At 36.8% G+C, this 20,354-nt stretch carries 24 protein-coding genes; 20 read left to right on the top strand and 4 right to left on the bottom strand.

Translation table 11 applies throughout. The features are described 5' to 3' along the window. Positions 1 to 178: 178 nt before the first annotated feature. Positions 179 to 877, top strand: a complete 699-nt coding sequence (locus D0817_RS24160; RefSeq protein ID WP_167470971.1) for a hypothetical protein — start codon at positions 179 to 181, stop codon at positions 875 to 877. Between the two features lie 4 nt (positions 878 to 881). Further along, entirely contained in the window at positions 882 to 1,460 is a 579-nt protein-coding gene (locus D0817_RS24155) for a hypothetical protein (RefSeq protein ID WP_127340902.1), read from the top strand. Positions 1,461 to 1,754: 294 nt separating this feature from the next. Here D0817_RS24155 and D0817_RS24150 read toward each other — a convergent pair whose 3' ends face one another. The 4 genes from D0817_RS24150 to D0817_RS24135 all read right to left on the bottom strand — a co-directional run bounded on the left by D0817_RS24150 (position 1,755) and on the right by D0817_RS24135 (position 3,357). After that, positions 1,755 to 2,114: a hypothetical protein gene (locus tag D0817_RS24150; protein ID WP_127340901.1), complete on the bottom strand. Its 360-nt coding sequence runs from the start codon at positions 2,112 to 2,114 to the stop codon at positions 1,755 to 1,757. A gap of 61 nt (positions 2,115 to 2,175) precedes the next feature. Continuing rightward, positions 2,176 to 2,433: a hypothetical protein gene (locus tag D0817_RS24145; protein ID WP_127340900.1), complete on the bottom strand. Its 258-nt coding sequence runs from the start codon at positions 2,431 to 2,433 to the stop codon at positions 2,176 to 2,178. Between the two features lie 68 nt (positions 2,434 to 2,501). Next, a complete protein-coding gene (locus D0817_RS24140; RefSeq protein WP_127340899.1) occupies positions 2,502 to 2,759 on the bottom strand; it encodes a hypothetical protein in 258 nt (85 codons plus the stop codon). A gap of 184 nt (positions 2,760 to 2,943) precedes the next feature. Beyond that, the gene (locus D0817_RS24135; protein WP_127340898.1) at positions 2,944 to 3,357 is read right to left on the bottom strand and encodes a helix-turn-helix domain-containing protein; all 414 of its coding nucleotides are present in this window, start codon (positions 3,355 to 3,357) and stop codon (positions 2,944 to 2,946) included. A gap of 175 nt (positions 3,358 to 3,532) precedes the next feature. Between D0817_RS24135 and D0817_RS24130 the strand changes: the two genes are divergently transcribed. The 18 genes from D0817_RS24130 (at position 3,533) to D0817_RS24045 (ending at position 20,281) form a co-directional block, all read left to right on the top strand. Continuing rightward, positions 3,533 to 5,266 carry a hypothetical protein gene (locus D0817_RS24130; RefSeq protein ID WP_127340897.1) on the top strand — a complete coding sequence of 578 codons (1,734 nt, stop codon included), beginning with the start codon at positions 3,533 to 3,535 and terminating at the stop codon, positions 5,264 to 5,266. Positions 5,267 to 5,298: 32 nt separating this feature from the next. Beyond that, entirely contained in the window at positions 5,299 to 5,868 is a 570-nt protein-coding gene (locus D0817_RS24125) for a hypothetical protein (protein ID WP_127340896.1), read from the top strand. A 43-nt stretch (positions 5,869 to 5,911) separates the two neighbouring features. After that, the gene (locus tag D0817_RS24120; RefSeq protein ID WP_127340895.1) at positions 5,912 to 6,538 is read left to right on the top strand and encodes a hypothetical protein; all 627 of its coding nucleotides are present in this window, start codon (positions 5,912 to 5,914) and stop codon (positions 6,536 to 6,538) included. Between the two features lie 56 nt (positions 6,539 to 6,594). Beyond that, the gene (locus tag D0817_RS24115) at positions 6,595 to 6,936 is read left to right on the top strand and encodes a hypothetical protein (RefSeq protein ID WP_127340894.1); all 342 of its coding nucleotides are present in this window, start codon (positions 6,595 to 6,597) and stop codon (positions 6,934 to 6,936) included. Positions 6,937 to 7,576: 640 nt separating this feature from the next. Continuing rightward, complete coding sequence (locus tag D0817_RS26635) at positions 7,577 to 7,987, top strand: DUF3408 domain-containing protein (RefSeq protein ID WP_127340904.1); 411 nt, start codon at positions 7,577 to 7,579, stop codon at positions 7,985 to 7,987. Positions 7,988 to 8,401: 414 nt separating this feature from the next. After that, a complete protein-coding gene (locus D0817_RS24105) occupies positions 8,402 to 8,881 on the top strand; it encodes a hypothetical protein (protein ID WP_127340893.1) in 480 nt (159 codons plus the stop codon). Positions 8,882 to 8,951: 70 nt separating this feature from the next. Next, on the top strand, positions 8,952 to 9,386 hold the full coding sequence (mobA, locus tag D0817_RS24100; protein ID WP_127340892.1) for a conjugal transfer protein MobA: 435 nt from the start codon (positions 8,952 to 8,954) through the stop codon (positions 9,384 to 9,386). A 1-nt stretch (position 9,387) separates the two neighbouring features. Next, complete coding sequence (gene mobB / locus D0817_RS24095) at positions 9,388 to 10,683, top strand: conjugal transfer protein MobB (RefSeq protein ID WP_127340891.1); 1,296 nt, start codon at positions 9,388 to 9,390, stop codon at positions 10,681 to 10,683. 460 nt (positions 10,684 to 11,143) lie between these two features. Then, positions 11,144 to 11,707 (top strand): hypothetical protein, encoded by a 564-nt coding sequence (locus D0817_RS24090; protein ID WP_127340890.1) that lies wholly within the window; start codon positions 11,144 to 11,146, stop codon positions 11,705 to 11,707. 4 nt (positions 11,708 to 11,711) lie between these two features. Then, positions 11,712 to 13,382, top strand: coding sequence for an MTBMA_p00010-related P-loop-containing protein (locus tag D0817_RS24085; protein WP_127340889.1), 1,671 nt, complete (start codon positions 11,712 to 11,714; stop codon positions 13,380 to 13,382). Between the two features lie 278 nt (positions 13,383 to 13,660). Next, complete coding sequence (locus tag D0817_RS24080; protein ID WP_238160945.1) at positions 13,661 to 14,482, top strand: tyrosine-type recombinase/integrase; 822 nt, start codon at positions 13,661 to 13,663, stop codon at positions 14,480 to 14,482. A 10-nt stretch (positions 14,483 to 14,492) separates the two neighbouring features. Then, entirely contained in the window at positions 14,493 to 15,362 is an 870-nt protein-coding gene (locus D0817_RS24075) for a tyrosine-type recombinase/integrase (RefSeq protein WP_127340887.1), read from the top strand. A 126-nt stretch (positions 15,363 to 15,488) separates the two neighbouring features. Further along, a complete protein-coding gene (locus tag D0817_RS24070) occupies positions 15,489 to 15,953 on the top strand; it encodes an N-acetyltransferase (protein WP_127340886.1) in 465 nt (154 codons plus the stop codon). Further along, on the top strand, positions 15,950 to 16,480 hold the full coding sequence (locus D0817_RS24065; RefSeq protein WP_089479996.1) for a hypothetical protein: 531 nt from the start codon (positions 15,950 to 15,952) through the stop codon (positions 16,478 to 16,480). Before D0817_RS24070 ends, D0817_RS24065 begins: the two co-directional genes overlap by 4 nt. Before the next feature lie 240 nt (positions 16,481 to 16,720). After that, positions 16,721 to 17,437 carry an RHS repeat-associated core domain-containing protein gene (locus D0817_RS26320; protein ID WP_243739925.1) on the top strand — a complete coding sequence of 239 codons (717 nt, stop codon included), beginning with the start codon at positions 16,721 to 16,723 and terminating at the stop codon, positions 17,435 to 17,437. Positions 17,438 to 17,441: 4 nt separating this feature from the next. Continuing rightward, the gene (locus D0817_RS24055; RefSeq protein WP_127340885.1) at positions 17,442 to 18,041 is read left to right on the top strand and encodes a hypothetical protein; all 600 of its coding nucleotides are present in this window, start codon (positions 17,442 to 17,444) and stop codon (positions 18,039 to 18,041) included. Positions 18,042 to 18,082: 41 nt separating this feature from the next. Next, positions 18,083 to 18,418, top strand: a complete 336-nt coding sequence (locus D0817_RS24050) for a DUF1493 family protein (RefSeq protein WP_127340884.1) — start codon at positions 18,083 to 18,085, stop codon at positions 18,416 to 18,418. 474 nt (positions 18,419 to 18,892) lie between these two features. Beyond that, complete coding sequence (locus D0817_RS24045; protein ID WP_127340883.1) at positions 18,893 to 20,281, top strand: ParB N-terminal domain-containing protein; 1,389 nt, start codon at positions 18,893 to 18,895, stop codon at positions 20,279 to 20,281. The last annotated feature ends 73 nt before the right edge of the window (positions 20,282 to 20,354 follow it).

Raw genomic sequence — 20,354 nt, 5'->3', positions numbered from 1 at the left:
AAAAATTAACAAATCCAATCCAACTTTTTTTTTCAATTGAAAAAAGCTATTTTTGAAAAAGTAATATACGTTCTTACAAAAAAACAGACGCTCGGGCGAGGCTGATATGGTGTAGATGTGGTTATCTATTGATCCTCTGGCGGAAAAAGGTCGCAGATGGTCGCCATATTGCTACGCAATGGATAATCCAATGTATTTCCTTGATCCTGATGGAATGCTTTCTCAATCGTTCATGGATAAGCTGATGAATTCGGAAAGTGGAACAAAATGGACAAACAACAATGACGGTACTTTTTCGAATAATTCTGGAAAACAAATAGATGATAACGGAAATGATATAGATGGTCGAGGCGGTGCAGATGCAAATAGAGATGGAAAAAAATCAGAAGGAAATGGAGATGAGAGTGAAACAGATTCTTTTGGGACAAACAAGTCAACTAAAAGTGCATCAATTGAGGACTATCCAGACCCAAAGTCCTTTAAATTTAAAACAAAGAAGGGGTGGCAAGAATCAGCAGTAATGGGAATGTACTTTAATGTAGCATTAGTTAAAATAGGACCAAACGGAGTAAAAATAAATTATGATTTTATTCTAACTTTTAATCAAGCAATACTTTTCACTGTTCCAGCAAATCTAAGTGTTGGTAATACCGATATAACAAACGAGGTCGCATCACAGGCGACCGCAAATATTGTTAATCGAGTTATGTCAAAAACAGCTAACCTATTTGCAGGAACAGAAGCATCTCCAATGCAAATTGAACAATATTTTAGAACAGAACTTAAAAGAGAATATCAAATGAGTATACCGGGGGCAAGAGTAAATTTTAATTCACAGAACCATTCAGTTACTCCAACCGTCTTTAAACACGAGTAATATTATGATTGAAATAATTTTAAAAAATTTAGCATATACATTCTATCCTGTAGGTATTTGTGCAATGAACAATCGAGATTTATATGTCGATAGTTTTGAATTCAAAAATCTCATCGATAAAGTAAATTCTTCATTTGCTGTAATTCATAAAGAACGCTTAGATTCACAAATATTGAACAAGTTAAAGGAAAACGAGATTTTAAAAGATTTTGAGAATTTAACTTTAGAATCTTCGGATAGATGTCTCAGCTATAAGATTGATTTTATTGAAGAAAATGTGTTATATCAATTATGCATTAATATAAGCTTATTGGTACCATACTACTACGCTTATACCTTAAAAAACATTATAGAGTTAGAGCCGTATCGTTGGACAACACTGCCAGAAAGAGACTTACAAGCGGAAACTGGAAAATTTCAATCTCATTTAGCAATTATAAGTAACATTCTAGGTGAAATGAATTTTAACAAGTTCCCTGATAGATTGGTGACGGAAATAATACCTAATATAAATTATGCAGATGTAGATATGGGCAATTTTACTTATTTTAACGCTTTCTTTTTAGATGATGTCAATTTATGAAAAAGTATAGAATTATAATTTCGTTAACTTTGGTTATTGCTCTTGTACTGACCACAGGTTTTTTGCTGAAGGAAAACCGCTTCGTCTATAATTATGGCGACACATACTATGTTCTTGACTATTTTGTTATCTCTAAGATAGTCTCAGTGGTGATAGCTTTTTTAGGATTAGTCTGGTTTTGCTATAGGAAATTGATAGCAAAAAAGTAGTAATGTAGATATACCCACAAAACCAATGTTGTAGATTTACTTCATTTTGCATATGCAATTTTTAATAAAATAAAAAACCACTCCTTCATGGAGTGGTTTTTCTATTTTTCTTAGTGTTGTTTTTAATCCAAAACGGGACTTCAATTATCGTACCGTCATAACATCGCAGGGTATCTTTATACTGAGGTTTTAGATCATATACTTTCTGCGGTTTCCCTACACCAAGGTCAATCTCTATCCACTCCCATAGACTTTCATCATTTATATATTTTGCATAAGGATGTGTGTAAGGCACTTTATCCCCTGGCTTAAGCGGACAGGTCTGGCAGGGAGTTATATCATAATTCCGATACTCGAAGTTTAGAAGATCAGTAGTGTCTTTTTTTGTTTGACTATAAATAGAGCTACAAGCTAAAACCAGAAAGGTCAGAAGTGATTTTTTCATTAGAAAAATTAAAATGTTACAATACAAAAATAATCAAATACTGATCTGCTTGATCAATTTTTTATATACTATTTTTAATTTCAGATCTCATCCGTTCAAGCTTTTTCTGACGCTGTTTTGCCTTCTTTTCATATTCTTTCAACTGTTTTTTCTGGATTATCTCTTTCAAATAAAGCTCTTTATTTATCTGATCAAGCTTTTTTTGTAATTTTAAAGTATGATAGTAGTTGTCAATAAATAAAACCCATAGTACAGCATTAGCCAGCATAAGTGCCAAAAGAAGAAACTTAATATATCTAAGATTATTAAAAAAAGTCATATACAGAACTTAAATATTAATTTCTAATAAAATAAGGAAAGTTGCTATTCAGCAACTTTCCTTATTATTTAATTGTTCAAATATTCGTTTTTTATTCTCACTATTTCATTAACAAGTCGATCTCTTTCATCTTTATCAATTAGTCCAAACATAATACGATCATCTAATATCTGTATAACATTATTGGTTTGTTTCTCGAATTCATTTAAGCGTCCTTCTGCTTCTTCTACTTTTTGTACTACACTTTTATCATTCAAAAAATCTACTACTTTAACTCCACTAAATACATTTGTTGCAACTCTAATAAAATCTTCTTCTTCTGTCATATGTCACTAATTTTAAGGTGAATAATATTGAAGGTAGTAATATTTTTAAGAAATCAAAATAATAATTATAAATTGTACACACTATTTTTAGGACAACGCTTTTATTAAAATATATAAATGTCTGGAAACAAAAAAGAGACTCGAAAGTCTCTTAATGAATTAATATATATCATTTTATAAAAGCTTATTTCGCTTTTAGTAGTTTTTCTAAATATTCGATTTTATCTTGTTCTGCTTTCAATAATCTCTCGTAAAGTTTTTCATTCTTTTCTACGGATTCCATTAGCTTGTCTAATGGATTAAAATTGCATGTATTGTTGCTTCCAAAATTTGCACCCTGACTATTATCGTAAAAATTATTGAAATAATTAAACACACCTTCTTCTGAAAAGTTCTTGATTGCTTCCACACTTACACCCAAAGCTTTCGCTACTTCGATTAATTTTTCTTCTTCTATCGTCTCGCTGTTTTCCATAATTGAAATCGCCTGCTGGTTTGTTCCCAAAGCCTGCGCCAGTGCTTCCTGTTTCATGTCTTTTAGTTCGCGGATACGGCTGATTTTGCGCCCTATGTGATTTGGTTTTGTTACTGTACTCATAGCTCAAAGATAATAATTAAGAATAAAAAAGGCACTCCTGTGTGCAATATAGAAATCAGTCTTGTACGGTACGTGACAAATTGATACGGTACTAAACGGGTAATTGCTTACTTGCCTGTGTGTTAAGCAAAAATACAATTTTTTCATTTTATGTACAACTTCAAATTATTAAATTATGGATTACACGTTAAAAATTCCAGAGAACCAGCCAATGCGGGAGCAATTGGAAGGAGCAATTACAGACCTGCTGACTTTTGTACACGCAGGAACGATCTACATCTCCAATAATGGTCAGGGCAGTCAGCCGATTATAGTAACCTTTATCCTGAAAAAGAACTGCGGATACAGCGGGGATGCAATAGAGAAAGTATCGAAAAAAATAACGGACTGCCATCCTCAGTTCATTTTCAAGTTTATCAATGCGTTCCGTGCCTCGCAGGGATTTAAAGAGGGATTCCCCTATCTAATCCGCCACTGTACCCTAACTGAGCTGGTTTATTATCAGCCGGACAATAAAGTGTTCTATCCTTTAAATAGCGATGAAAAAGTACTTATGCATTTGGCAAAATTTTCCTTTGAAGATAATATGGAAGATATTCTATATTATTTTCGTACAGCATCCGACCACATGAAAAGTAATAACAGTAAAGAGGCGGGCTATTTCATGTCTATGGCCATTTGGAATCTCTACTGCTGTTATTCGTGGTTTCTTATCGGAGAAATAGGCGAAGATATGGGCAGGCCGAGTCTCCAGCATGAATACAAGATAGTGGTGAGGTTTGTCCCATACCTGAAAGAAATACTTGATTATGGCACTCATGAAGACAAGCAGATTATCGACATGCTCAGCACTGCCCATACTTACTATCGTGACAATACGATTAATATTGCTATCAATCCAGCTGTCTTGGAAAGGGCAAAGCTAAAATTTGAGCTTTTGGAAAAAGAGCTCCGCAGTCTTTTTTCGGGCTATAAAAAGGAATTCAAATCAAAAATGAAGCAGTTTGACAAGCAGTCATTTTCAGGCCAGTCAATCCTGACTGAAAAAATGAACTCAAACTATTTCATAGGCCATGCGCTGTCAGAAGTAAGCGGAGCCATTGCAGGTTTTTTAAAAACACGTGCGGTTTACTGCTTTGGATATTCCAGGATCAATATTGATGAAGAGGAAAAAAACAAGAAGCTATTTAATAAACAGTTGCCGGGCTATCACTTTTACCTGCTGGTGCTCAGCAGTGAATATAAGGAAAATGCCGTGCCGTCATTACAGTCTTTGATAAAGGAAAAGTTTGGAAACAAATATACGGCTACCATTTTAATTCACAGGGTGAAAAACCTGCGCAGTCAGAGCCATAACCAAAAGTATTTCCTTGATAAAGTTATGGACAATGGCATTTTGGCTTACAGTGACAGCCAGTATACTGTCTATCCCATAAATGCAGATGCAGAAAGGGATATTGAATTTACCAGAAATTATTGGAAGAACCGCATGCTCGGGGCTGAACAATTTCTGATGACAGCCCAAGAGTGCACCGAGCCAGACGAGGTACTTGTAAAAAATGCCCTTATCCAGCAGGCTGTCCAGCTGGTGGCAACTGCCCAGCTAGACCTTTTTCTAAGCTACCATCCTGCTATATATTCCATCCCTTACTTGTTCCGGCTTTTGGGATGCATCCCAGAAATAAAACTGCCTTTTTCGGATTCAGAACCCGACAGAAAACTCAGGGAACTGCTTTCTGCCCATATAGACATGATAAAGCATAAAGATCTCAATCGGGACAGTATTGATGACAGCAATCTACTCTACACCAAGTGCGAAGACTTTTATAATGAGATGTACACTTTGGGATATCAAGAGCTTGAAAGACTGGATAATTTAAAAAAGCAGGCCAGTGATCAGGAAAATTAAAAGAGAAAATGGATAATGAAACTATATAAATTATGAAAAAGAATAAAATGTCTTTTGAAACCAGTTTCTGGTCAGCCTATGAGATAGGAAATCCGTTTGAGGTGGTCGATGCTTTTTTTGACTATGCGCATCTAGATTCCTATAAACATACATTGGGAGATGTGGTGTCTTATGCCAATAAAGGAGAAGTATATAAAAAAGATTATCCGGGAGAAGTCTTTGTTTTCTATACTGCAATGCACTCTTTTATTAAAGCCTGTTACTGCCTGCAATCCAAGAGCAGAAAGTGGAAAATCAAAGAAACATCTGATTGCAGATCAGTCCTGCATCAGGCTTCACTGACTGCCAAAGAGTATGCAGATCCTTTTGCCGTGTTCAAAAAAGCATTTGCTGAGAAATCGCTGGGGGAATTTGAATTTTTCCTATGCGAAATAACACATCTCTCACTGTCTCCCCACACTGTAGAATCTGATGGAGATCTGACCACAGCCTATATCTATTTGGTTAAAATGATGGATGCAGGCCAGCTTATGCGGGAAAGAGGACTTGAAAAGATTAAAAAAGATGACTGCCTTAACGATAGCAATCCGGTAACACAATAGAATACCTGCACACTCGCAACTATACTAATTATAAATTTTTAATATGAAAAAGAATAAAAACTTCAATAAAGATCAAAAGCTTGTAAAATCAACAGCACAGGCAAAGGTAGCACTGGACATGCTCCTTGGGAATTCAAAAAAGAATCTCGAAAGCGGTATTTCGGAACTTCTTGGCAAACTGCAAAACCCCAAGCTCGATTTATTACTGGACAGGTATCCCGACCTGTTGCAGGAATACGATCTGGAAGAATTACTTTCAGGTGACCTTGAAATTATTGATACGGAGATACAGGACGTTAAAACAGCGGGACTGCTCTCGTGTCTGCAACTGCTGATACATTTTTGTCATGAACTGAAAGAAAATCCCAATCCAAATGACATGTCTTTTGACAGTCTGAGGTATATTTTAAAATCTATCGGGTGCTCCCAGTTTGTGCATGAACTGCTCTTTGTTGTTATAACAGTGGTAGGAACAGACTATTACCAGAAGTTTCAGCAGAGAATTCAAAGTGCAGATTTTGATTGGGAGAGCGCATTAGAATTGGACAGCGATCCTGAACTGAGAGAGCACATTGACCTTATGACATGGTTTGCATTAGCAAGGCTGTTTTTAGAATCGGTCTATACTTATTTCAACAGTCCTGATAAAAATCTTAAAAACACGACATGATGAAAATTTCAAAAAATATATTAGATAAATGATTAATCAATTTAAAAATAAAGATCATGGAAAATGATAAAATCAAATTAAGTGAGCTCATAGAGAACCCTGAGCGTTATTTCATAATGCTCAAGCCTGTATCGGAAACCGGAAACGATATGTACACTATTGAGCTAAATGTGGAAGGATACAGAGACCTTTTCTGCATGATAACAGATCTTCTTAAAACAGCAGAACTTGCTTTGGATGGAATTGAATGCGGTGAAAATAACGTCCGGGATGCAGAAAAGTATGTTGGGAGTCTTCTGCGTGTAATAGAAATGCTGATCCCTTTGGAAGAAGCAGAACTGCTGGACTTGCTTTACAGAAAGTATTTAAATGAAAAAAATAAAAGTGATTCCAAATAACTTTTTCCCAATTGTAATTTTAACAAAACGTGCGACTTCGGAGCCGTTTTCCAGCCCCGCAGGGCAAGTGGTTTTGAGATGCGGAAAGTATTTCAAGCATCTCAGAACACAACTTGCTATTTTCTCTCGAAAATATTTTTACATATGGATTTTAATTGAAAGGGCTTGTTGCCCTTTTTTTTATGTAATGGTTATTAAGTAATTTTCTTTTAGAAAAAAGCAGAAGTTCCCATTTCGAATTTCGATACGAGTATTTGAATAATAGCTTTTTACAAGCAGGCCAATGAAGTCCAAATAATGCCTTCGAGCGCCACATTCTTAGAGTCTGGCCATATTTCCTGTTATTTGTCCCAGCAGATAATAAATCAGGTAAACAGAGAAACGTACAAACGGTGATACGTGGCTCCCAATGCCAAAAAAGACAAATGACGGTACCTACAACAACAAAGGCATCATTTACAACCGTACAGCACCGGACACAATTAGTTGTACAGCAGATAAGATAGACGGACAGCTGTGTTCATTTTTATGCAGTCGAACCTCCTTTAACCGTACAGGAGCTACGGATAAAAACAGGTGCAGTTATACGCTACTGTTTAAAAGAAAAACGAAAATTGACAATAAAAAAACAATAAAAACGATGAACAGCGACAATGAAAAAAAAGTGACACCTGATATCGATGAAGGAAAAATGATGGATCTGATGGTGGATGGAGTGAGAAAAGAAGGGTTTAATGTCGATACGGAAACACCTGCTGAACAGCCAGAAAAGGAAAAGCCGACAGCAAAAGAGCAGAGCCGGGCAAAAAGGAATAATCAGGCTGACTATGAAAGTATATTTTTCAGGGAAGTAAAAAGTACTGCACGCCACGGCAAATCAGTATATATCGATCCCGACCACCACAAAAAGCTCACCCGTATCGTTCAGGTTATCGGAGAGGACAACATTACCATCTATGCCTATCTCAGCAATCTGCTGGAACATCATTTCCATGAGTTCGAACAGCAGATAACGGCAAGCTTCAATGAAAAGAACAAACCCATTTTTTAAGTTTTTAGGTAAAAAATATTTTTTTATAAACCCTTAATCTTTGCAGATTTATAAACCTTACTCAACTGAGCCTGTACAGAAACCAAGAAAAAAAATATTTTTCCAAAGAAAACAGAAAAAGGGAAAAAAGAAAAAGAAAGCAGTTTCACAGGACGGGATGCAGACAGGCCAAAAGGAAACGGAATAAGTCCCGAAGGGTGGCTTGGGAGTACGCGAGCAAGACATTATGCCGTAGTCTTTTGGACAGGCTGATCCAGCCCGTCCTATCTTAGTTTTTTTTTTATTATTTCTTTGGGATAAAATAAAAATCCATCCCGTCCAAAACCGGACATGTCCCGCCAAACAAAGCCACAGAGTGCCAAAAAGCAGAGCCTGAACCTATAAGAATTACCTTTTGGCTTAAAATCAAAGACCATGAAAAAAGACAAGCAAAAGGATAAGGTGGAGAAAAAGAAAAAAAAGCCGTTCACACCGCCAAAACCGGAAGAAGAAAAGAAGAAAAAAAACAAAAAAAAGGTCATCAGACAGAGCAATCCGTTTATCAGGATAGACAGGGGCGGAAATTTTTTAACCAATTTCTTTTCCAATTTTTTCAGACAGCTTAGAAACCCGACAAAAACAGGGATCAGCGAACTGTTAGGAAAATTTCTGGTAATCAAAATTGACCCAAAGGAAAAGAACCCTGCACAACAGCCTGCAAAGCCTGCGGATATTATGGGACCGGTGAAAACGGTTTTACGTAACCTAAACTATAGCGGGGACAATAATCTAAGCCCGGCTGAAAAAGAGTCACTCAGACAGCGTACCAACCAGCCCTTGAAAATTGATTTTAAGACAGAGCAGAATGAACAGCAACAAGAAAATATGCCGAAGAAAAAAGGCTTAGGCATGTAGGAGTAATACCCGGAGCAGACCAAGAAAAGGCAGGGAATAAAATCCCCAGACCAATAATAAACTAAATCCAGTGAAAAGCAATACACCCAGAGCGTATAAAGGAGGCAGGCATCCCAAAGCAGATCCCGCCGTGCACCGCTATTCGATCAGTCTTACCGCCGAGGAAAACGCCCGTTTTCTAACCCTTTATGAGCAGTCTGGCATGAATGTTATGGCGCACTTTATCACGGCGTGCATTTTCCAAAAGGGCATCAAAACGATAAAGGTTGACAAGACTGCAATGGAATATTATGTGCGCCTGACTTCTTTATTCGGGCAGTTCAGGGCTGTGGGGGTAAATTACAATCAGGTTGTAAAAATGCTCAATAGTAATTTTTCCGAAAAGAAAGCCCTGGCATATCTGTACAAGCTGGAAAAACAGACAGCAGAACTTGCTTTGCTGTCACAAAAGATAATACAGCTTACGGGGGAATTTGAAGCAAAGCACCTGAAAGAAAACCCATGAGATGATAGCGAAAATAGCAAGAGGCGCAAGCTTGTATGGTGCACTGGCCTACAATTACCAAAAGGTTGAAAAAGAAAATGCCCATATTCTGTTTACACAGAAGATTATCGAAGCTCCTGACGGAAGCTATTCCATGGAGCAGTTATCCCGTTCTTTTGACCTGCATCTGCTGGCCAACCGAAAAACGGAAAAACCGATACTACATATCTCACTAAACCCTGACCCCAAAGATACCGTAAACGATACTGATTTTGAGAATATGGCGCAGGAATATATGAAGCAGATGGGCTACGGGGAACAGCCTTTTGCGGTGTTCAAGCACACCGATATTGACCGCACGCATATCCATATCGTATCGGTCTGCGTGGACGGGGACGGTAGGAAAATATCAGACAAATTTGAAAAAAGACACTCTATGGCGGTCTGCCGGACACTCGAAAAAGAATACGGCCTGATCTCGGCTGTGGATAAAGAGAAAAATTCACAAAATCAAACATTCAGTCCAGTTGATTATAAGGCGGGAGATGTAAAAAGCCAGATGGCTTCGGTAATCCGCCATCTGCCCAAATATTACCAGTTCCAGACTTTTGGGGCGTATAATGCCCTGCTGTCCCTTTTCAAGATTACAGCCGAAGAAATCAAGGGCGAATACAACGGAATCCCAAAACAGGGACTGGTATATTTTGCGCTCAATGACAAGGGAGAAAAAGCCAGCAATCCCTTCAAGGCTTCGCTGTTTGGAAAAGGTGCCGGATTAGTTCAACTGCAATCCCACTATGAACAGAGCAGGACGAAATTAAAAGGCAGTCCCGCTAAGGAATCAGCCAAAGGCAGGATTGAATCAGCAATGCAGGGTACTCCAAACGAATCTGAATTCAAGAATAAGCTTTTAGAACAAGGGATAAATGTCGTGGTGCGCCGAAATGCCCAGGGGCGTATATACGGCATCACTTTTATCGACCACCAATCCCGCTGTGTCTGCAACGGTTCAGAGCTCGGCAAAAACCTTTCGGCCAATGTATTCAATGACTGGTGGAATAACGGCAATAAGGCAGACCTGTCCAAAAAAGAAAACACTGTTTCACAGGAAATTGCCCCTGCAGGAAACCAGATCAGCGAGCCGTACAGCCAGTCCGACTTTTCAGGGAAAGAAGATATGCCCGAAAACGGGCAGGAAAACAATATTATTGAAGCGTTTGGAAGCTTACTGCCTGAAAACCAAGGGGAAGATTTTCAGGAAACAGCATTTGCCAATCAGATGAAACGCAAGGATAAGCGCAGGAAACCAAAGCTTTAATCTACTTCTAAGCATTTATTATTTACATCAAATGTATGAAACACGATTTTCAATGTACCGTATATAAAAAATTGATAGGATACATAATTGGGATTTTTTTAATTGCCTGCTATTAAAAATACAATTCCCCGGTTATGTACCAAACCATCTCCTTAATTTATCGCATCAGGTGTCCGCCCTGCGATTTTCCGCAATTATGAAAGCTGGGTTCAGTTTTAACTCATTTAGCCGACACCTGTCTGCAAGATCGCTGGGTCACCCAGCCCCGAAAAAAAAATTGTCCTGAGCACTTAACGCCATCGAAAGACAAATAGTGCCAGCCCTTACCATTACTGCAATAAATTCAAAACTGCATTTTATATTTGCCGGCAGACTTCTATACCTTCTTAGATATAAAGCAGTACCGCCAAAGGCTTGGGCGTGCCTTACCGCCTAAAATAATGGAAAACCTTTACTATTTATGGAAAGTTTAGAAACACTGTTCCGGTCTTTTGAAACAGGCATCAGAAGTGCGAAGGCTTTAAAGCCCAAGGAGTACCTTAAAAGCATCGGACTGGAATATTCTGATCTTCGGATCGGCTTTAATTCAGGACAGTTCCACCACCGAAAAACCTTGAAATCCAAAGAAAGGTTTGAAGAGCTGGGTGTAATTACCAAGAGTGATGCAGGAGTGCGGGATGATTCACTGACCGCCTATACCGTCTTTGGACGCTACGGGCTTGTATTCCCCTTACTGGACAAAGAGAATACCATTGTAAATTATTTTGCAGTGCGTTTTGATCTGGACAGCCCAAAGGAAGAATATTTAAATCAGAAAGGAATTTATCCTGCATATCCGCATCCGCTTACTAAAAAACTGTATCTCGCGCCGACTGTCATTGACTGCGCCAGTCTAATACAAAGCAGGATACTGGATCAAAGGGAAGCGGTCATTGCCCTGCATGACGGGGAACTGCTGGAACAGCATTTGGAAGTTATCAGGTCATTATATGAATTGGAAGAAATAATAATCTTTAAGCGGTGAGAAAATGGAAAAGATCAGATTACAAATGCAGGAGATCAGACCCGATGTTCCACTCTCAATAGTGGAACTTCCCGAGGGGCACAGTCTGAATGACATGTGGGTCAATTATGGAAGTGAAGGAATATCGAATCTTTTAAAAAGTGCAAAAAAAGAAAAGACAGGAAGCACCCTGCAGATTGTAAACGGCTACAAGATCAGCTATACAGGCATCGCAGGAGTGTTTTTCGTTGTAGGCAACCTGCCTATGGATTTGGGAAACCTCAGGGTATCATTACAGATTGTGGCACATACTACACAGAAGAAACACAGGCTCAAAGTTGACCTCTTCGATTTTGGAAGCGTGCAGAGCCAGTGCGGGGAACTCTCAGAAAAACAGGGCTTTGACTTTCAGGAGCTCGAAACAGACTTTTTACAGCTCACCGATTTATTGGAACAGCATCGGGAAGCACTTTTTGATGCGGAAATAAATCCCGTTACGGATCGCTACTCTGAAAAAGAACTTACACCGCAGGCACATGAGAAAGCAGTCGAGTTTCTTTCAAAACCAAACCTGCTGGAAAATATAAACAAGTTGTTGGAACAGAACGGAATTGTTGGGGAAGAACAAAACAGGATGGTACTTTTCGTGCTCGCTTCGAGTTATAAAATGCCGTATCTGATGCATGCCATCGTACAGGGATCAAGCGGAGAAGGAAAAAGCCATCTGATCAATGGGATTGCGCAGTGCATGCCTCAGGAAGACGTGATGAATATGACCCGTATTACAAGCAAATCCCTATACCATTACAGGGATAAGGAACTGATCAATAAACTGATCGTGATTCAGGATTTTGACGGTCTTGACGAAGAGGCGCAATATGCCTTTCGTGAAATGCAGTCGGCAAAGTTCCTGACAAGCTCCACGGTGGTCAAGGACATTTTCGGAAACAACAGGGGAAGAATAAAACAGGTACAGGCGCATTTTGCCAGTATGACCACGACGACCAAAGCCGAGGTGTACTATGACAATATGAGCCGTTCGGTAATCTTGGGCGTGGATGAAAGCCAGGCGCAGACGATGCGAATCATAGCCATCCAAAACAAGAAAATCGCAGGAAAAGGCGACAATGAAAACGAGGTTCAGGCAACACAACTGCTTAGAAACGCCATGCGGGTATTAAAATCCTATGAGGTGATTAATCCATTTGCAGACAAACTTACCCTTCCCCTTGAAGCCAAGATGCTCAGAAGGCTCAACAGCCAATTTCAAAATTTTGTTTCGCAGATTACCATCCTGCACCAGTACCAGAGAAAAACAGACAGCAAAGGCAGGCTGATCTCCACCAAGGAAGACGTTAAATCTGCCGTTGATATTTTCTTTACCTCCATCATCATCAAAGTGGATGAACTGGACAAAAGCACAAGACAGTTCTTTGAAAATCTCAAAGGCTACGTAAAGAGCCAGCAGAATGGGACGACGCACCGTTTTACCAATAGGGAAATCCGCCAGAAACTCAATATCAGCAAGACATCTTCATTCCGGTACATGCAGTTGTTGCAGGAACTCGAATACATTCAGGCTATTGAAGGCTCGGTAAACAGGGGTTTCAAATATGTAATCAGCTACTGGGATAACATGGAAAAACTCAAAAGCAAGATCAGGAAAGAACTGGGCGCACAATTGGAGCAGTTTTAGAATCTTAAAAAATAAGAAAAACACAGAAAAATACACAAAAAAAGCAAAAAATGGAACGCCCCGGAACGCCAGCGGAACACCGGAGACCTTGTATTTACTGGGCATACGATACTGGTGTTCCGTGTTCCACGGAGTGCGCAAGCGACGACTTTGCATAATTCACAAATTAACCTCAAAAAACAATGAAAAACAGGATAGAAAATAAAGATTTCCGAAGGCTCTTGGATGCCTTTGACAGTTTTATAAAGGTCAGGAATTATAAGACCGGCAACAGCAGGATGTACCAGAATACCCTGATAGAATTCCTGCTCTGGCTGGAAGAATCGGGAATCAGCAGGATTCAGGAGCTGACTTCCAAAGAATCTATTAAATACTTCGAGTATTTAATTGCAAGGCCAAAGTTCAGGGGCGAAGGAACGCTGTCACAGAAAAGCATCAAATTCCATCTTTTCGTACAGGGACTGTTCCTGTTGAACCTCATGGAAAACAAGGAAATTGAAAACGGCTATTACATTCCCTCTTATGAGGGAGGAACACAAGAGTCAAGAAATACGCTCAGTGTTGAAGAGATAAAAACGGTATACAAGCATGCCGAGAATGAACTTGAACGTGCCCTGCTTTCCGTAGCTTATGGATGCGGGCTTAGGCGTTCTGAAATCAGTGCGCTGGATTTAAAGGATGTGAAACTGGCTACCGGAATGGTCATAGTGAGAAGCGGAAAAAACAGCAAAAGACGTGAAGTTCCCATGAGCGATACGGTTATGGGCTACTTGAAAAAGTACGTTCAGGAAGAGCGCAGTCAGAGGCTTGCAGGGAAAAACCAGATCGAAGAAGCCTTTTTTATCAATTCCAAAGGCAGGCGTAGCACAGGGGAAAACCTGAATGATATCCTAAAGAAAATGATCGAGCAGACCAAGGATTTCCAGCTTATCCAAAAAGATATCACACTCCACTGCCTCAGGCACAGCATAGCCAATCATCTGGCTGAGAATAATGCGGGGATTGATTTCATAAGAAGGTTTCTTGGGCATTCCGATATCAATACAACCTATATCTATGCTCTTAAAAACAAGAAACGAAAACCAGTCGTAACCTTTTAAGTAATCTGCTATGACAAAACAAGCCTTAGAGCAGTTCCTGCTCCAAAATTATAGCCCACAGACGGTATCAAGCTATCTGTTTGCGATCAATCACTTTTTAAAATTGAATCCGAAAGCCAAGCGTTACAAATACGGGAATATCGTCAAGTATATGGAAGAAATAAGCGCAAGGCAGTCCAACAGCAAATATCGTGTTGTCATTCTATCGGCAATCAAAAAATATTATGATTATCTGGTAATGAGCGGTTACAGAAATGACCATCCCTGCAAGCGCCTTAATATTAAAGTAAACAGCAATCAGGCGATACAGGTGCAGGATCTGTTCAGCAGTCCGGAACTGCAACTGCTCTTGGAGCGTGAGAACCGTTACAAGCATTTGGACGTTAGAAATAATGTTTTACTATCACTGCTGATCTATCAGGGACTTACAAGTGATGAAATCATAAGACTTACTGTAAAAGATATTGATCTCGATAATGGAACAGTCTATATCAAAGCTTCCATCAATCTCAATAAGCGGACAATGAATTTAGTTCCCAGACAGATGATCTTGTTTTTCAATTACCTGCAGGAAACCCGACCCCAAATGCTTCGATCTAAAACAGATAAACTGATTATTACCAAACTTGGCAAGCCTATTACAGTCGATAGCATTCATGCAATGATTGCGCCTTTAAGGGGATTGTTTCCAGATCGGAAACTCAATCCGCAGACCATCAGAATGAGCGTTATCTGCAACTGGCTCAATGAGAAAAATATTTCTTTGGAAAAGGTTCAGGAGCTGGCGGGACATAAATGGCCGGGAACTACGGAAAAATATATTAAAGTTAACAGCTCGCATCAGAGAGAAATGATTAACCGCTATTTTCCAAGTTTATGATAGTTATTTTTGGGATGAAAAAGTTTTAATATCGCAGGATTTACTAAGCTAAAAAGAAGTATTAAATAATTTATAAAAAACAAATAATTTACAAATTTGTAAATTATTTGTTTGTATTTTTACATTATGGAAATAACCCATGTGAAGAGTTCGCAAAAGAAAGATGTTGTTATAGAGTTAGTCTCAGAAGAAGACTATCTTTTTATAACAGAGGATGATTACCATTTTGATTGGGAATTAGAAAAAAAGAATGTCGTTTACAAATTGAAGTTTCCGGATGATGATGAAATTTTAGGATTAATGTCCCTTAAGGATATTCCAAGTGAAAGCAGGGTTGAGATAATATTGTTGGCATCGTCTGTTATAAATACTGGAAAGAATAAGATTTATGATGGGATAGCAGGAAATTTGATAGCCTTTGCATGTCGTGAATCAGTTAGGTTGTACGCTGATAATGCTTTTGTTTCTCTGCATCCGAAAACGGAGTTAAAAAGTTACTATATGGCACAATATGGGTTTCAAAATGCCGGAATACAAATCTATCTTGAAAGTACCCCAATGTTTAATTTAATGAATAAATATCAGATATGAAAACTAAAAACATATACGAAAAGTACAGCCTTGAAGAAGTAGCGGATTCGATTGTATTTAAGAATCCTCTATCTGAAAAGGAAGAAAAAGAATCCTCTGCAGAACTAGCGGAAGTTAGAAGAAAAAATAGAGAGAGCCTGACTGAAAATCAAAAATTATATGCTAAAGTTCTGCAATTGCGCTTCTTGATGGAGGATTATGCTAAGTCAGGAGAATATGATAAGAATAGATCATTTGCATCTTTTCTTAAAACTTATATTAAATTTAGCTATAAGGTACAGAAAAAATTTGCTGAGGATATCAATTTAAAACAAACGGAATTAAGTTTAATTTTAAATGAGCATCGCTTGCCCAATGAAAAAACTATTGTACGTTTAGAGATACATTCAGATAATGTAATTCCGGCGTTAAGCTGGTACAGGGTAGTTGAAAAACAAAGAGAATATGAGCTTGAACAAGATATTAAATTTAAACAGGAACAGAAGAAATTCGTGAAAAATCATCTTGAATTTGGAAATGCAGTTTAAATTTATGCTTCATAAACACGTTAGCCCCCATTTTAAATGGGGGCTTTTTTTATAGCTATAAGTGAAAATTTATTAGGAAAATAGTTGAACTAAATCTACTTTCGTATTGTAGAAAAATGTAACCGGACGTTCTTTATATGGAGATTTTTTGCAAGGGGCTGTTTTATATAAAAAAGGTTTACAGAACCCTATAAGTATAAGTATAACGGAAAGGAGCTCCAAGACGAGCTGGGGCTTAACTTGTACGATTATGGAGCACGTAATTATGACCCTGCAATCGGCAGGTGGATGAACATCGACCCGCTGGCGGAACAAATGAGAAGGTGGTCACCGTATAATTATGCATTTAATAATCCTATGAGGTTTACTGACCCTGATGGAATGGGACCAAATGACATCATAATTTGGGGCTCGGCATCATATAAACAAACTGCATTAAATGATTTACAAAAACTTACGAATGATAAGTTGACTATTTCGGAGGATGGCAAAGTTACTATTGAACAAAAAGGAGGTAGTAATGCAGATAAGACACTATCCATTGGAACAGATTTGATATCTAGTTTGATTGAATCACCTAAAACTACTACAGTTGAACAGTCTTGGGGTGATAATGGTACAAAAGCAGATTCTGGTATGGATAGTCTTATTACTTCGAAAGGTCCTGGACCAGGAACAGATTCAACTGTAAAATATAATCCAAATGGAAAGGGTGAAACTATCGTTAATGCAGATGGAACAAAAGGTAGACCAGCTTTTATTGGACTTGGGCATGAATTAGCTCATGCTAAAGAAAATGCTACAGGAACCCGCAGTGTAAAAGTAAATGACACAAAAATTGACCCTGACGACGGAACAAAAGGAACATTGACCGAAAGCGAAATACAAGTTAGAGCGGTCGATTCTCAAATACGTAAGGAACAAGGAGTCGTTGAAAGAAAACAACCATATAATTAAAAAAATGAAAAATATTTTTTATTGCTTAATGATAATAACATTATCGTCATGTGGACGCTATATAAATAATAGTGAAAATAAAACAGATAAAATTTTTATAAATTGGAATATAGCTACTGCTAATTCAATGCAGCTACAGGAAAAATCTATAAATGATGAATATCAGAAATCATTATATAAAAATAGATTAGAAGCTTTCAAATCATATATTGATGTGGGAGATTTAAATCAATTGAATAAAAATTCAATACGGTATAAGCTCCTTAACCAATATCTTAATGATTGGGATGATAAATTTTATATTGTTGAAGCTAATGAGTCAGGAGAAATAGCCACCAAAATATCTTATATCATACTTCAAAATGGAACAGGTACATCAAAAGTTCTTAAATACATTTACAGAAATGGGAAATGGGAGAAAGCCAAAGAATATGCGGTAAGCTCTAGTTTTAAATTTGATAGAGAAAGTTATAATACTAAATTTGGGGAAGGTAAAAATGAGAATGATATAACTGTCACCTACGCAGAAAATAGCACTATTATTAGTTCAGATTTCTTTCTTTTATTATCGATGAAACAAATTGAAATTTTAAAAGATAAATGAGATAACTGAATATAGTCCTACTCTGAAAAAATAAGGATATCATGAATGAAGAAATATTCAATAAGTTAAAGGAATTTGTGGTAAATCAATCTGCGGTTAATGATCAAATAATAACTCGGTCAACACAAATTGAAAATGATTTAGGGGTTTATGGTGAGGATGCCGTAGAGTTCATAGTTGCTTTTGGCAAAGGATTTAATGTAGATGTATCAAGATTTATGGCAAGTGATTATTTTAGTCCCGAAGGCGATTTTATATTACCAGCAATTATTAGATTTTTAACAAACAAAAAAAAGAAAGAAAGAAAATCTTTTACAATAGGTCATCTTGAAAAGGCGATAATAGCAGGGAAATTAGATGAAAATACTTTTTTATAATTTTAGCGAAAGAGCTTTAGAACTAAAACCACTTCATTTGAAGTGGTTTTTAGTATAATAAACATAGCCAATTGAGAAATATCTATAGACAGAGGTTTTTTGCACCTAACAAAGCTAAATAAATTCTGAAATCAAAAAACAGTATAAATACCTATTGTGTATAATTTTTAGAATCACTTCCTTGTTACGGTTTTCCGTAATGCAATAAGGAATTTATTATTGTTATTTGTGACGTGGATGCAATTTTTATTTTATGCTTCAAAAGCATGCTAAATTATAAGATTGGAGCCATCTAAAGCGGGCTTAAAAAAACATTAAAAATGAAAGTAAAAATACTAAATTTCAGAGTGTACAGAGATAGAATTGGAAGTTCAATAACATTACATCAGGTAAGAAATTTACAAGATTTAATATTGACTGAATTTTTATTATTAAATTGATATCTTTAGAATCTTAACTTAAATCTTTTATTACATGTATATTGACTATTCACTATGGGAGCATTACGAATATTCCTTAAATTCACTTCATTTAGATTTAAATAATCCACGATTAAAGTATAGGGAGGTAAATTTAAATCAACCTGAAATTCTTAAATTTTTAATTGCAAATGAAAAAGTATATGAATTAGCAAAAAAGATTTCAGAAGAAGGATATTTTGTTGGTGAAGAACCTATTATATGTATAGAAAATGACAAAAAGATTATCCTCGAAGGAAATAGAAGGACAGGTGCGTTAAAGCTTTTGCAAGACCCGAGTAAATATCTTTCAAAAGCGAAAGCAAATATTTTACTTCAAAATATCTTAAAAAACAATTTTCCAGTTGGAAAAAAACTAAAGTGTTATATAGCTCCAAATAGACTATTAGCTAATCCTATAATTTATGAAAGACATAAAGGAGACTCGTTGCAAAAATGGAAAACAGGAAATCAATATGCATTTGTAGCTGACATGTATTATGAAGATGGATTATCAATTGAAGATATAGCAGATGTTTTAAATGAATCTATTACTAAAATTGTTAAGCCTCTAAAAGCATACAATTTATTTTTAGAAGGCAAAGAGCTCCTTGAAAAAGAAGAAGATATTATTATTGAAATAGATAAATTTGATTTTACAAATTTAGAAAGATTTTATTCTTATGATGAAGCACGATTGCTTTTAGGAATTGATTTTGATGATGAAAATGGAGAATTAATAATTAATATCCCTAGAGAAGAATTTGACAAAAGACTTCTTATTATTTTTAAAATTATAATTGATTCTGAACGATTCTCAAGGGAATTTAATAAAGAAGATGATAAAAAAGAATTTGTAAAAAAGTTAAAAGCAAATGCTGATTTTAACCTTAGTGTTCCTGAAAAGCAATCAGTGGTGAGTAAGGCTACAAAGCAAAAATCTAATCTAGATGAAGAAAAAGCAAAAATTAATCAAAGAAGAAAAAAGGCAATAAAAAATACTTTCTTTGAAAGAGTGATTCCTAAAGATACTGATATCTATTTTAATAATGATAAATTAGATAGTTTGTTTCTCGAATTGAAAAGTTTACCAAATGAAAAATTTTATTCATTTGCTCTATTACTTAGGACTTACCTAGAACAAAGCTTGTATTATTATCTAAAAACGAATGATCTTTTTGAAAGCTTGTCAGATAAAACAAGTAAAAAAACTATTGAAGACAGTGGAAAAAAGGTCAGCCTGGTGATTGATTATATAAAAAATAATCATGGAGTTCAAGATACTATCAGTAAAGACAACTTAATGAACATCTTAAGATTTAATTCATCAAAAGATTATTCTAATGCTAGTTTGCAAATTCCGGTTATATTGATCACCCCATTCCGTTTTAAAGTGAGCACCTGATTCCAGTTCAAAATGACCACCTAATTCCGGTGCAAAGTGAGCACCTCCGTTTTGATTAAAAACTATATTTTTT

It is taken from the genome of Flavobacterium cupreum, from assembly GCF_003996965.1.
GTDB classification, from domain to species: domain Bacteria; phylum Bacteroidota; class Bacteroidia; order Flavobacteriales; family Flavobacteriaceae; genus Flavobacterium; species Flavobacterium cupreum.
The sequence above is the reverse complement of the archived record's forward strand: the minus strand, read 5'-3'. Positions and strand labels throughout refer to the sequence as shown.